This is a genomic window from Streptomyces sp. NPDC048258 (genome assembly GCF_043201995.1).
Classification (GTDB): domain Bacteria; phylum Actinomycetota; class Actinomycetes; order Streptomycetales; family Streptomycetaceae; genus Streptomyces.
The window spans coordinates 46,047-59,426 of sequence record NZ_JBICZH010000015.1; the positions used below are offsets into that span (position 1 = coordinate 46,047).

11 protein-coding genes are annotated in these 13,380 nt (G+C 72.9%); 7 read left to right on the top strand and 4 right to left on the bottom strand.

What is annotated here, in order from left to right; all coding sequences use genetic code 11:
- Positions 1–40: 40 nt before the first annotated feature.
- Entirely contained in the window at positions 41–1,027 is a 987-nt protein-coding gene (locus ACGFYQ_RS29080) for an aldo/keto reductase (protein ID WP_393748953.1), read from the bottom strand.
- 218 nt (positions 1,028–1,245) lie between these two features.
- On the opposite strand from ACGFYQ_RS29080, the gene ACGFYQ_RS29085 reads away from it, so the two are divergent.
- Together ACGFYQ_RS29085 and ACGFYQ_RS29090 are read left to right on the top strand one after the other, a co-directional pair.
- Entirely contained in the window at positions 1,246–2,610 is a 1,365-nt protein-coding gene (locus tag ACGFYQ_RS29085; RefSeq protein ID WP_393748955.1) for a CoA transferase, read from the top strand.
- 86 nt (positions 2,611–2,696) lie between these two features.
- A complete protein-coding gene (locus ACGFYQ_RS29090) occupies positions 2,697–4,064 on the top strand; it encodes a protein kinase (RefSeq protein WP_393748957.1) in 1,368 nt (455 codons plus the stop codon).
- On the opposite strand, the gene ACGFYQ_RS29095 is transcribed toward ACGFYQ_RS29090, so the two are convergent.
- Entirely contained in the window at positions 4,061–4,564 is a 504-nt protein-coding gene (locus ACGFYQ_RS29095) for a GNAT family N-acetyltransferase (RefSeq protein WP_393748959.1), read from the bottom strand. The genes ACGFYQ_RS29090 and ACGFYQ_RS29095 overlap by 4 nt on opposite strands.
- Positions 4,565–4,602: 38 nt before the next feature.
- Between ACGFYQ_RS29095 and ACGFYQ_RS29100 the strand changes: the two genes are divergently transcribed.
- Complete coding sequence (locus tag ACGFYQ_RS29100; RefSeq protein ID WP_393748961.1) at positions 4,603–5,406, top strand: exodeoxyribonuclease III; 804 nt, start codon at positions 4,603–4,605, stop codon at positions 5,404–5,406.
- Here the strand turns inward: ACGFYQ_RS29100 and ACGFYQ_RS29105 are convergent.
- Positions 5,388–6,077, bottom strand: a complete 690-nt coding sequence (locus ACGFYQ_RS29105) for a MerR family transcriptional regulator (protein ID WP_393748963.1) — start codon at positions 6,075–6,077, stop codon at positions 5,388–5,390. The genes ACGFYQ_RS29100 and ACGFYQ_RS29105 overlap by 19 nt on opposite strands.
- 177 nt (positions 6,078–6,254) lie before the next feature.
- Between ACGFYQ_RS29105 and ACGFYQ_RS29110 the strand changes: the two genes are divergently transcribed.
- From ACGFYQ_RS29110 to ACGFYQ_RS29125, 4 genes are all read left to right on the top strand, one after another.
- Positions 6,255–7,790 (top strand): flavin-containing monooxygenase, encoded by a 1,536-nt coding sequence (locus ACGFYQ_RS29110; protein WP_393749209.1) that lies wholly within the window; start codon positions 6,255–6,257, stop codon positions 7,788–7,790.
- A complete protein-coding gene (locus ACGFYQ_RS29115) occupies positions 7,787–8,713 on the top strand; it encodes an alpha/beta fold hydrolase (RefSeq protein WP_393748965.1) in 927 nt (308 codons plus the stop codon). The genes ACGFYQ_RS29110 and ACGFYQ_RS29115 overlap by 4 nt, the downstream gene beginning before the upstream one ends.
- Positions 8,710–9,594, top strand: coding sequence for an SDR family oxidoreductase (locus ACGFYQ_RS29120; protein ID WP_393748967.1), 885 nt, complete (start codon positions 8,710–8,712; stop codon positions 9,592–9,594). Before ACGFYQ_RS29115 ends, ACGFYQ_RS29120 begins: the two co-directional genes overlap by 4 nt.
- A gap of 77 nt (positions 9,595–9,671) precedes the next feature.
- Positions 9,672–9,884, top strand: a complete 213-nt coding sequence (locus tag ACGFYQ_RS29125) for a hypothetical protein (RefSeq protein ID WP_393748969.1) — start codon at positions 9,672–9,674, stop codon at positions 9,882–9,884.
- Between the two features lie 64 nt (positions 9,885–9,948).
- On the opposite strand, the gene ACGFYQ_RS29130 is transcribed toward ACGFYQ_RS29125, so the two are convergent.
- On the bottom strand, positions 9,949–13,233 hold the full coding sequence (locus ACGFYQ_RS29130; protein WP_393748971.1) for a S41 family peptidase: 3,285 nt from the start codon (positions 13,231–13,233) through the stop codon (positions 9,949–9,951).
- Positions 13,234–13,380 lie beyond the last annotated feature (147 nt).

Sequence of the window (13,380 nt, forward strand, 5' to 3'; positions counted from 1 at the left end):
TCGTGAGATCGGACGGGCCCCTCCGTCGTGGGCCCGCCGGTCAGTTCACCGAGTCGAGCCTGGCGCGCTGCTCGGGCGTCAGGTCGAGTTCCACCGCTCCGAGGTTCTCCTCCAGCTGGGCCACCGAGGAGGCGCCGACCAGCGGGAGCACCGGGATGTCGCCGCCCATCAGCCAGGACAGGACGACCTGGTTCACGGTGGCCCCGGTCTCGGCGGCGACCTCGCGGACCGCGCGCAGGCGGGGCTCGGTGCCCGCGTGCTCGAAGCCGGGACCGAGCGGTTTGTCGTCGCGTACGTAGGCACCGGCGATCAACGGGGAGTAGGAGACCTGCGTGAGGGACGGGTTGTCCCGGAGGTAGCTGAGCAGGTCGCCGCTGACCAGGCCCTGGTTGCCGTCGGGCGAGCGCAGGCTGGGGACGTCGGTGCGCTGGCGCAGGTAGCTGTGGTGGTGCTGGAGCACCTCGTAGCCCGGTACGCCGGCCGCGGCGGCCAGCGTACGGGCGCGCTCCACGCGCCAGGCCCAGTGGTTGCTGGCGCCGAGCAGGCCGGCCGTGCCGTCCGCGACGACATCGGCGAAGCCCTGGACGGTCTCCTCCAGCGGGGTGTTCTCGTCCATGATGTGCGCGTACAGCAGGTGGATGCGCTCGATGCCGAGGCGCTCGCGGCTGCGCTCCGCGGACTCGCGGATGACCTTGGGGGACAGGCCCTCCACATCGAGGCTGAAGCCGCTGGTGGGCTGGTTGGGGCGGGCGCCGAGCTTGGTGGCGACGGTGATCTCGTCGCCGATGCCGCGGCTGCGCAGCCAGCGGCCGACCAGCTCCTCGCTCTCGCCGCCCTGGGTGCCGTTCACCCAGAAGGCGTAGTTGTTGGAGGTGTCGATGAAGGTGCCGCCCGCCTCCACGAAACGGTCGAGGATCGCGTACGAGGTGGCCTCGTCGACGGTCGTGCCGAAGGTCATCGTGCCGAGGCTCAGCACGCTCACTTCGCGACGGGTCTCGGGTGCGGAGCCGATGACGCGGTACTTCACGGTGGTGCCTTTCGGTTCGGTTCGGATCGGGGGTCCGGGACCGGGCATCGCCGCGCAGACCGGGTGGTTCCCCATCACGCGCCGGAGAGCGTTTTCCGTTCAACGTACATGAAGGCCAGGGGGAGGTGAAGTGCCCTTCTCCGCAGCCGCGTTGCATCGGTGACCAGGGCGAATCCGCCCTCGGGCGCGTCCGCCCGGACGTCCCCGAGAATGGCCGCATGACGATCACCGATGAGCGGGACGGCGGAACGGCACAGGCCTGGGCGGCGCTCGGCGGGGCGCCGGAGCTCGCCGGGCGGGTGCGGTACCGAGGGGCGGGCGATCTGGGGGAAGGGCCGCTGCCGGTACGGGAGTTGGCGCGCGCCGCGGTCGGGGCGTGCGCGCTGGCCGCTGCGGAGCTGGCCGCGGTGCGGGCGGGGGACGGGCCGGACGGCCTCGCCCCGCCCGTCGTGGACGAGGGCGCGGTCGCGACGGCCTTCGTCAGCGAGCGGCACCTGCGGGTGCGGGGGCGGAAGCCGGTGAGCTTCGCGCCCCTGTCCGGCTTCTGGCGGGCGGCCGACGGCTGGGTCCGTACGCACGCCAACTATCCGCACCACGAAGCGGCGCTGGTACGGGCGTTGGGAATGCGGTCCGCGACACCGGAGGCGGTGCGGGCCGCGGTGGCCGGGCGCGCGGCCGCCGACGTGCAGGAACTCGTCTACGGGGAGGGCGGGCTGGCCGTCGCCGTGGCGGGCCGGTACGGGGATCCGCGGCCGCTGGTGGAGACCGTACGGGAGACCGGGGAGCCGGGCCGGACGCTCGGACCCGCCCCGGCCGGGCTGCCCGCGGCCGGGGTGCGGGTGCTGGACCTGACCCGGGTCATCGCGGGGCCGGTGGCGACGCGCACGCTCGGACTGCTGGGCGCGGACGTCCTGCGGATCGACTCGCCGGGGCTGCCGGAGGCGGACGACGCCTACGCGGACACCGGATTCGGCAAGCGGTCCGCGCTGCTGGACCTCGCGGCCGCGCGGGACCGGGCGGTGTTCGACGGGCTGCTGGCCGAGGCGGACGTGGTGGTGACCGGGTACCGGCCGGGGGCGCTGGAGCGGTACGGGCTCGGGGCGGCGGACCTGCTGGAGCGGCGGCCGGGGCTGGTGGTGGCCCAGCTGTGCGCGTGGGGATGGGACGGTCCGTGGGCCGGGCGGCGGGGATTCGACTCGCTGGTGCAGGCGGGCTACGGGATCGCCGCGCGGTACGCCGGTCCGGACGGTGTGCCCGGGGTGCTGCCGGCGCAGGCCCTGGACCACGGCACGGGATATCTGGTGGCGGCGGCCGTACTGAGGGCATTGGCCGAGGGGCGGCGCGGGCGCGCCCTGCGGTTCTCCCTGGCGGGAACGGCCTCGTGGCTGGTCCGGGACGTCCCGGCGGCCGCCCCGGCGGCCGCGGGGTACGCGGGGTACGCGGCGGAGCCGTGGCTCCGGGAGACGGACTCGGGATACGGGCAGCTCCGTTACGCCGCCGGCCCCTTCGGGGACTGGAACCGCGGCCCGTCCCGCTGGGGCACGGACGCCGCGGCCTGGCTCCCGCGCCCGGCCGGGGCGTAGGGGTGTCCCGCCGAGGGGTGTCCGAAGATCGCTCATAGTGCGAGGCGCGGGAGGTAGCCTGCCGTCCGACCACCTGGGGGAAGAAGATGCGGGCAGGGATCGGGCCGGGGCAGTCCCTGGCCCAGGGGCGGTACGTGATCGAGGAGTTGATCGGCGAGGGCGGCATGGCCGCCGTCCACCGGGCACGGGACACCGCACTCGACCGCCCGGTCGCCGTGAAGACGATGAACGCCGCCGTCGCCGCCGACGCGGGCAGCCGCGAACGCTTCCGGCGGGAGGCGAAGGCCGTCGCGGCCATCAGCCACGCGGGGGTCGTCGCGGTCCACGACGTCGGCGAGGAGGAGCTGCCCTCCGGCCGGGTGCCGTACATCGTGATGGAGTACGTCCACGGGCGCACCCTCGGGCACTCGGTGCCCGGCCGGCCCGGTGACCTGCCGCTGGCCGACGCCCTGCGACTCGTCTCCGGCATACTCGCCGCGCTCGGCGCCAGCCATGCGCGCGGGATGGTCCACCGGGACATCAAGCCCGCCAACGTGATGGTGGGGCAGGACGGGTCGGTCAAGGTGATGGACTTCGGCATCGCCCGTGCCCTCGACCACCAGGCCACGGCACTCACCGGCACCGGATTCACGGTCGGTACCCCGCACTACATGTCCCCGGAGCAGTTCGAGCCCGGCCGGCCCGTCGACGGCCGGTCCGATCTGTACGCCGTGGGGGTCGTCCTCTTCCAGCTGCTCACCGGAGGGCTGCCGTTCGACGGGGACTCAGGCTTCCGGATCGGCTACCAGCACGTGACGGCGAAGCCGCCCGCCCTCGCCGAGCTGGGTGCGCACGTGCCGCCCGAGACCGAGGCACTGGTCGCGCGAGCCCTGGCGAAGAACCCGGACGACCGGTTCCCCGACGCGGACTCCATGCGGGCCGAGGTCGAGCGGATACGCCTGGCGGCGGTCACCGCCGCCAGGGCTCCGGGCGACGGCCGCGGCGGACACCCGCCCACCCGGGTGGACGGCTTCGCCGACGGCGGCATCCTCGCCGAGGCCCGCACCGACGAGCGCATCCTCGCCCAGGCCCACACCGACGGCGGCGTCCTCGCCGAGGCGTCCACCGCCCGCGCGCCGCGCCCGGTGCCCGTGCCTCCGCACCGGCCGGGCCTGACGGGAGCCGTGCAGGCGCTGCGGCAGCAGCGCTGGCTGCTCGCCGGAGCCTACGGCGAGCTCGTCATCGCCGGCCTGCTCGTCGCCATCGTCCTGTACCGGGACGTCTCGACGCTCCAGCAGTGGGCGAGCCTCGCCGCCTGCCTCCTCGGCTGCCACCTGGCCGTCAAGGCCGGCGCGCCCTGGACCGGCGGGCGACGGGATCCCGGGGCGCTCCTGGCCACCGCCGCCGCGTTCGTCGCGCTGCTGATCAACGCTTCCCTCGGCCTCACGGTGCTCATGAAGATGCTGATGGGCTAGGCCACGTCCGGGGCCAGCGGCTTGGTCATGCAGCGGCTGGAGTCGTGGAAGCGGTAGTGGCCGAACTTGGCGGACAAGGAGTAGCCCGCGGAGAGGTACAGGGCGATCGCCTCCGGCTGCTGGTCGCCCGTTTCCAGGACCATCCGGACCCGGCCCGCCGCGCGGGCGTCCTCCTCCAGTGCCGCCAGGATCCGGCGGGCCAGGCCCAGGCCGCGCGCCTCCGGGATCACGTACATGCGCTTCAGCTCGGCGTCGCCGTCCGAGTAGCCCTCGTCGTTCTGCTCCTGGCCGCGCCAGCCGCCGCTCGCGACCGGGGCGCCCGCGGCGTCGTACGCCAGGAGGTAGAGGCCGTTCGGCCGGGCGAACATCGCCGGGTCGAGGAAGGTGACGTCACCCTCGCCGTCGTACCGCTCCTGGTACTCGAGCTGGACCTGGTCGTTGAGCTTGACCGCGTCCGGGTGGTCGTACGGCACCGCGCGGAGGTTTATACCGTGAGACATTCGAATATCGTACGGAACCATCCCGCTAAGGTGCAGGGATGCTCACCGTGACCTCCGTGAATGTGAATGGGATCCGCGCCGCCGCCAAGAAGGGCTTCGGGGCATGGCTCGAAGGATCCGACGCCGATGTGGTCTGCCTTCAGGAGGTACGGGCCGAGGAGGGGCAGATTCCGGCGGAGGTCCGGACTCCCGAGGGCTGGCACACCGTGTTCGCGCCGGCCGCCGCCAAGGGGCGGGCCGGGGTCGCGCTGTACACGCGGCGCGCGCCCGAGCGGGTGCAGGTCGGATTCGGGAGTGACGAGTTCGACACCAGCGGGCGGTACCTCGAGATCGATCTGCCCGGTGTGACGGTCGCCAGCCTCTACCTGCCCTCCGGTGAGGCCGGGACCGAGAGGCAGGACGAGAAGTACCGGTTCATGGCGGAGTTCCACACCTACCTCCAGACGCTGAGGGCGCGGGCCGCCGCGGACGGGCGCGAGGTCGTGGTCTGCGGCGACTGGAACATCTGCCACCAGGAAGCCGACCTCAAGAACTGGAAGACCAACCGGAAGAACGCGGGCTTCCTCCCCGAGGAGCGGGAGTGGCTCGGGAAGGTCTACGCGGAGGCCGGGTACGTCGACGTCGTGCGGGCCCTGCACCCCGACACCGAGGGCCCGTACTCCTGGTGGTCCTACCGCGGGCGGGCCTTCGACAACGACGCCGGCTGGCGCATCGACCTCCAGGTCGCGACGCCCGGCCTGGCCGCGAAGGCGGTGAAGGCGTTCGTGGAGCGCGCCGAGACGCACCCCGAGCGCTGGTCCGACCACGCGCCCGTGACCGTCGTCTACGAGCTCGGGGTTTGACCGGATCCGGATGCCAGCAGTCGGTCCATCGCCATCGTCAGCTCGGCTTCGACCACACTCTTGGCCAGCGGGCGCAGGCGCGGGAGGGCGTCCTGCGGGAGGTGGGCCGTGATCAGCTCGTTGAACAGGGCCGCCATCGCGTCCGCGTGCTCGCGGACGCGGCGGCCCGTCTCCAGGACGGCCGCCAGCGGGACGCCCTCGCGGACCAGGGCCGAGGAGACGTCCAGCAGACGCCGGCTGACGTGCACGATCTCGTCTCCGTCGGTGGCGAGGTAGCCGAGGTCGAGCGAGGCCGCCAGGTTCTCCGGGGTGACCTCGCCCTCGAAGTAGTCGGCCAGCGCCTCCGGCGTCAGCCGGACCGGGGTCTCCTCCGACCAGCCGATGCCGAGCAGCTCGCCGAGCTGGCTGACGTCGCGGCCGCTCTCGAAGGCGGCGGTCAGCTCCGCGATGCCGCCGAGGGTGTGGCCGCGCTCCAGCAGGGCGGCGATGGTGCGCAGCCGGGCCAGGTGGTGGTCGTCGTACCAGGCGATGCGGCCCTCGCGGCGCGGCGGCGGGAGCAGCTTGCGCTCGCGGTAGAAGCGCAGGGTGCGGACCGGGATGCCGGCCGCCTCGGCCAGTTCCTCCGTGCGGTACTCGCGCACTGTCTTCGCTTCCGTCTCTTCCTTCGCCACAGCCGCAGCCTATGGCGTACCGGCAGTAACTTTCCGGGCTTGACCCCTACCCATGAGTACGGGGCTGCTCTACTCTCCCGATTGTGCCAGTGATTGCTGGCAGCGTTGCAGGTGCGGATGTGGATGCGGATGCGGAAGGTGGCGGGCATGGGCGGCAGCATGGGCGGCGGCAGTGACATCGCACGACGTGAGCATGTACGCGTGGCGGTGATCGGGTCCGGATTCGGCGGGCTCGGCGCTGCCGTGCGGCTGCGGCGCGAGGGGATCACCGACTTCGTCGTACTGGAGCGGGCCGACTCGGTCGGCGGGACCTGGCGCGACAACAGCTACCCCGGGTGCGCGTGCGACGTCCCCTCCCACCTGTACTCCTTCTCCTTCGCGCCCAATCCGGACTGGCCCCGGACCTTCTCGGGGCAGCCGGCCATCCGCGCGTACCTGGAGCACGTCGCCGACACCTTCGGACTGCGCCCGCACATCCGGCTCGACTCCGAGGTCCGGATGATGCGCTGGGACGCGGACGAGCTGCGCTGGGAGATCGAGACCTCCGCCGGTCCGCTCACCGCCGACGTGGTGGTGTCGGCGACCGGGCCGCTGTCCGACCCGAAGATGCCGGAGGTCCCGGGGCTCGCCGAGTTCCCCGGCAAGGTCTTCCACTCGGCCCGCTGGGACCACGACTACGACCTCCGCGGCAAGCGCGTCGCCATGATCGGTACGGGGGCCTCCGCCATCCAGATCGTGCCGGCCATCGCCCCCGAGGTGGAGCGCCTGACGCTCTTCCAGCGGACCCCGCCGTGGGTCATGCCGCGCACCGACCGGGCCATCACCGCCGTCGAGCGGTGGTTGCACCGCCAGCTGCCCTTCACCCGGGCGGCGCGGCGCGGGCTGCTGTGGGGCATCCGGGAACTCCAGGTCAGCGCCTTCACCAAGCGGCCGAACCAGCTCGGGCTCATCGAATCGCTCGCCAAGGCCAACATGGCGCGCTCGATCAAGGACCCGGCGCTGCGCGCCAAGCTGACGCCGTCCTACCGGATCGGCTGCAAGCGGATTCTGCTCTCCAGCGAGTACTACCCGGCCCTGGCCCGCCCGGACGTGGACCTGGTCGCCTCCGGGCTGAAGGAGATCCGCGGCTCGGTCCTGGTGGCCGCCGACGGGACGGAGACCGAGGTCGACGCGATCATCTTCGGCACCGGCTTCCACGTCACGGACATGCCGATCGCCGACCGGGTGGTCGGCGCGGACGGCCAGACCCTCGCGGACGCCTGGAAGGACGGGATGCAGGCGCTGCGCGGGGCCACGGCGGCCGGCTTCCCCAACTGGATGACGATCATCGGCCCGAACACCGGGCTCGGGAACAGCTCGATGATCCTGATGATCGAGTCGCAGCTCAACTACATGGCCGATTACCTGCGGCAGCTGGGCGTGCTGGGCGGGAGGGTCGCGCTGGCGGCGCGGCCGTCGGCGGTGAACAAGTGGAACCGGCACGTGCAGGCTCGGATGGAGCGGACGGTGTGGAACACCGGCGGCTGCACCAGCTGGTACCTGGACGCCCAGGGCCGCAACACCACCGTCTGGCCCGGTACGACCGGCGAGTTCCGCCGGGAGACGCGGAGCGTCGATCTGGCGGAGTACGAGGTCGTACGCGTCCGGGAGCGGGAGCGGGTCCCCGCTGGATTTGCCTCCAGCGGGACTGAAGAGGCGGAGGGTGCGGCATGAGTCGCATAGGGCACGTCACTTCCGGTCCCTACGCCCCGCCGGTCGCGCGGCGCGAGTTCGTCGCCGTTTCCGCCGACGGAGCGCAGCTGCACGTCGAGGTGCACGGGGACGAGGGCGCGCCGGCCGTGGTGCTGGCGCACGGCTGGACCTGCTCCACCGCGTTCTGGGCCGCCCAGATACGGGAGCTGGCGAAGGACCACCGGGTCATCGCCTACGACCAGCGGGGCCACGGACGCAGCCCCGCCGCCTGGGAGCACAGCACCACCGCCCTCGCCGACGACCTGGTCGCCGTACTCGCGGCCGCCCTCGCCCCCGGGGAGCGGGCGGTCGTCGCCGGGCACTCCATGGGCGGCATGACGGTCATGGCGGCCGCCGCCCGCCCGGAGTTCGCCGAGCGCGTCGCGGCCGCGCTGCTGTGCAGCACCGGCAGCGCCCGGCTGGTCGCGGAGGCGCGGGTCCTGCCCCTGCGCGCCGGGCGGGCGAGGACCCGTATCACCGGCGCGGTGCTCGGCTCGCGCGCCCCGCTCGGACCGGTCACGCCCGTCGCGAAGAAGGTCCTCAAGTACGCCACCATGGGCGCCGGTTCCGCGCCCGACAAGGTCGAGGCGTGCGCCCGTATCGTGCACGCCTGCCCCACCGCGGTCCGCCGCGCGTGGTCCCAGGTGCTGGCCGGGCTGGACCTGGACGCCGACGTGGCCCGGCTCACCGTGCCCACCGCCGTCATCGGCGGCAAGGACGACCGGCTCACCCCCGTCGTGCACGCCCGCGGGCTCGCGGCCGCGCTCCCGAACTGCGTGGGCCTCACCGAGCTCACAGGCATGGGGCACATGACCCCGATCGAGGCCCCGGAGGCCGTCACCGACGCCGTGCGCGAGCTGGCGTCCCTGTACCTGCCCGCCGTGAAGAAGGAGAAGACGCCGTGAGCGCTCGCAGGAGTCTGGAAGGCCGGGTCGCCGTCGTCACCGGCGCCGCCCGCGGGGTCGGCGAACTGCTCGCCCGCAAACTCTCCGCGCGCGGCGCGAAGATCGCCCTCGTCGGCCTGGAGCCGGAGGCCCTCAAGGAGGTCTCCGAGCGGCTGCACACCGACAGCGACCACTGGTACGCCGACGTCACCGACCACGAGGCCATGGCCCGGGTCGCGCAGGAGGTCAAGCAGCGCTTCGGCAAGGTAGACATCGTCGTCGCCAACGCGGGCGTGGCCTCCGGCGGGCCCTTCGCCGACTCCGACCCCGACGCCTGGCGCCGGGTGATCGAGGTCAACCTCATCGGCGGGGCCGTCACCGCCCGCGCCTTCCTGCCCGTCCTGACCGAGAGCCGCGGCTACTTCCTCCAGATCGCCTCGCTCGCCGCGATCACCCCGGCGCCGATGATGACCGCCTACTGCGCCTCCAAGTCCGGTGTCGAGGCGTTCGCCCACTGCCTGCGCGCCGAGGTCGGCCACAAGGGCGTCAAGGTCGGCGTCGGCTACCTCTCCTGGACGGACACGGACATGGTGCGCGGCGCCGACCAGGACGAGGTCATGCGGGAGCTGCGCCAGCGGCTGCCGTGGCCCTCGAACCGCACGTACCCGCTGGGCCCGGCCGTCGACCGGATCGTCGCGGGCATCGAGCGGCGCTCGGCACACGTGTACGCGCAGTGGTGGCTGCGCGGGATGCAGGGCGTGCGCGGCTACCTGCCGGGGATCATCGGGGCCGTCGGGCAGCGCGAGATGAAGCGGTTCGAGCCGCGGCTGGCCGGTGTTTCCAAGGGACTTGTGGGGGCCGGCGGGGCCGCGGACGAGCGGGAGCGCACGCAGAGTAACTGATCGAAATGCGAGCTTTGTCCGCCCATGCCAGTCTGGTCGAGGCCCCACCACCAACACCCCTTCTGGAGTGAAAAAGCATGGGTATCAAGGACCAGTTCCAGGACAAGGCGAACGAGCTCAAGGAGCAGGCGCGGAAGGCAACGCAGGGCGCGAAGGGCGAAACGTCCGAACGCGCCAAGCAGACGAAGGGCAAGAAGCCCCAGAGCCCGCAGCAGCCGGACACGGCGCGCCAGTCGCAGCAGCCGGACACGGCGCGCCAGTCGTGGGATGACGTCGACGACAACTTCTAGCGGCTCTGAGCTGCCCCGAGGGGCGCGATCCGGACGGATCGCGCCCCTCGCGCATGCCCCCGCGCTACGGCCTCGGCGGCAGCTTCGGGCGGCGCAGGTTCGGCACGTCCGTGTAGCCGGGCGGCACCGCGGCCGGGTCCTGCTCCAGCAGTTCCAGCGCCAGGTGCACGGCGTCGTCCAGCCCCGCGTGCCGCCCCTCCGCCCAGTCGAGCGGGGTGCGCAGGACCGCGAAGTCCGGTTCCACGCCGTTGTTCTCCACCGACCACCCGTACTCCGGGAACCAGGCGGCATTCATCGGCACCGTGATCACCGTGCCGTCGCCCAGGGTGTGCCGGCCGGTCATGCCGACCACCCCGCCCCAGGTGCGCTGGCCCACCACCGGGCCCAGCCCCAGCAGTTTGAAGGCCGCCGTGATCATGTCGCCGTCCGAGGAGGTCGCCTCGTCGGCGAGCGCCACGATCGGACCGCGGGGCGCGTTGGAGGCGTACGAGACCGGCTGGGCATTGCGCGTCAGGTCCCAGCCGAGGATCGAGCGGGTCAGCTTCTCCACCACCAGCTCGCTGATGTGCCCGCCCGCGTTGCCGCGTACGTCCACGAGCAGCGCGGGCCGGGACATCTCCATCCGCAGGTCGCGGTTGAACTGCGCCCAGCCCGAGCCGCCCATGTCGGGGATGTGCAGGTAGCCGCAGCGGCCGCCGCTGATCTCCCGGACCACGGCCCGCCGCTTGGACACCCAGTCCTGGTAGCGCAGCGGCCGTTCGTCGATCAGCGGCACGATCGCGACCCTGCGGGCCCGGCCCTCGCCCTCGGCGGGCTGGAAGGTGAGCTCCACCGTCGTTCCGCCCGCCGCCGACAGCAGCGGGTACGGGCCGGTCACCGGGTCCACCGGGCGCCCGTCGACATGGGTGAGCACCGCGCCCTCCCGGATGCCGGTGCCGGCCAGCGGAGAGCGGGCCTTGGAGTCCGAGGACTCGCCGGGCAGGATCCGGCTGACCACCCACGCCCCGTCCCGGGGCACGAGGTTGGCGCCGAGCAGCCCGATCGCCCGCTGGTAGTGCGGGGGGCCTTCGTTGCGGCGGGCGGGGGAGACATAGGCGTGCGAGGTGCCCAGCTCGCCGAGGACCTCGCGCAACAGGTCCGCGAACTCGTCGGGGGACGCGACCCGTTCGACCAGGGAGCGGTACTGGCGCAGCACCCCGTCCCAGTCGATGCCGCACATCTTCGGCTCCCAGAAGTACGCGCGGATGATCCGCCCGGCCTCCTCGTAGGCCTGGCGCCACTCGGCCGCCGGGTCCACCTCGTGCAGGATGCGCCGCAGGTCCAGGTAGACGGTCGAGTCGCTGTCGCCCGACTCGGTGGCCGGGACCGCCCGCAGGTCGCCGTCGTCGTTGATCACGAGCCGGGTGCCGTCGCCGCTGACGGCGAACCAGTCCAGTCCGGAGGCCAGTTCCGTCTTGCGGGCCTTGGTGAGGTCGAAGTGCTCCAGCGTCGGCTTGCCGCTGATGTCGGCCGGGTTGGCGAAGGTCTCGCCGAGCGCGCCCGAGATCGGCCAGCGCAGCCACACCAGGCCGCCGCCGTGCACCGGGTACAGGGCCGAGTACTTCGACGCCGACACCGGGAAGGGCGTGACCCGGCTCTCCAGTCCCTCCACCTCCACCATCACCGCGCCGTCGCCGGTGTCGCCCGAGTCCCCTTCCACCGGGTCGAGTCCGCCCGCCGCGGGCCGCCCCTCGGCGGACAGCGCGAAGGGGGAGGGGGTCGCCGAGGACAGCGGGACCAGGTACGGGCGGCAGCCCAGCGGGAAGGACAGGTCGCCGGTGTGCACGTCGTACACCGGGTCGAAACCGCGCCACGACAGGAAGGCGAGGTAGCGCCCGTCCCGTGTGAAGACCGGACTCTCGTCCTCGAAGCGGCCGTTGGTGACGTCGATGACCGTGCGTGCGCCGGGGCCGGAGATCCGGGCCATCTTGATCTGCCGCAGCGACCGGCCGATGCCCGGGTGCGACCAGGTCAGCCAGCACCCGTCGGGTGAGAACGCCAGGTCGGTGACGGGCCCGTTGATGGACCGGATCAGCTCGGTGACCTCACCGGTGGACTCCTCGGTCGCGTCGAGCAGCAGCAGCCGCCCGTCGTTGGAGGCGATGGCGAGCCGCTCCCCGTCCGGGTCGGACAGCAGCTCCAGTACGCGCCCCAGCTCGCCCGAGGCCAGCCGGCGCGGCTCCCGCTCCCCGGACGCCCGCGGCAGGGAGGCGATCTCGATCGCGTCCTCGCCCTCGGCGTCGGTGACGTAGGCGACCTGCCCGCCGCTGCCGAGCATTTCGGGCAGCCGCACCCGTACGCCCGGGGTGTCGGCGATGGTCCGGGCGGGGCCGTCGCGGTGGGTCAGCCAGTACAGGCTGCCGCGCACCACGACCGCGCTGGCCCGCCCGGTGGCGTCCACGGACAGCGAGTCGACGTGGCTGGCGGCCGGCACCTGGTACGTACGCCGGCCGGCCCGCGGGCCGCCGAGCCGGACCTCCAGCTTGCGCGGGACGGCGTCGGGGGCCAGCGAGTCCACCAGCCAGATGTCCCCGGCGCACTGGTAGACGATCCGGGAGCCGTCGCTGGAGGCGTGCCGGGCGTAGAACTCCTCGTGGTCGGTGTGCCGGCGCAGGTCGGTGCCGTCGGGCAGGCAGGAGTAGAGGTTGCCGATGCCCTCGTGGTCCGAGAGGAAGGCGATCCGGCCGTCGACGAACATCGGGGAGTCGAGGTGGCCCTCGACGTCCTCCAGCAGCCGCCGGCCGTGCAGCCACAGCCGGCCGGTGGCGCCGCCGCGGTAGCGCTTCCAGGCGGCGGGCTCGTGCGGGGGCTTGCCGGTCAGCAGCAGGGTGCGCCGCTCGCCCGAGTCGTCGGTGTGGACCTGGATGTCGGAGACCGGCCCCCAGGGCAGGCGCCCGCCGGGGCTGCCGTCGGTGGGCAGGCTGTAGGCCCAGGCGAAGTAGGAGAAGGGCTGGCCGTGCGAGGAGACGGCCAGGATGTCGCTGCGGCCCTCCTCGTCGGGCGGGGTCCAGCCGCACACGCGGGTGTCGGTGGCGCCCCAGTAGCTCAGCTGGCGGGCGGGGCCGCCGTCGACGGGGGCCAGGTGGATCTCCGGGTCGAGGCTCCGCCAGGTGGTGAAGGCGATGTGGCGGCCGTCGGGGGAGAAGCGCGGGTGGCTGACCCTGGTCCGGTCGACGGTGAGCCGCCAGGCCCGGCCGACCGGATCTCCAGGGGGAACCAAGGGCGCCACCCAAAGATCGTCCTCGGTGGCGAAACACAGCAGGTCGTCGTGCAGGTGCGGGAAGCGGAGGTACGCGACGTCGTGACTCACCCCCCAATGCTTTCCGTGCCAGGGGGGCCTGGCAACTCGTACACGTGATCCATGCCACTGCGGGAAGCGAAACGGAACGGTTTCGTTTCGCTGGGAGCGGGGGTATCGTCGTATGCGTACGGAACACTTTCGTTTCGATAAGAGGCG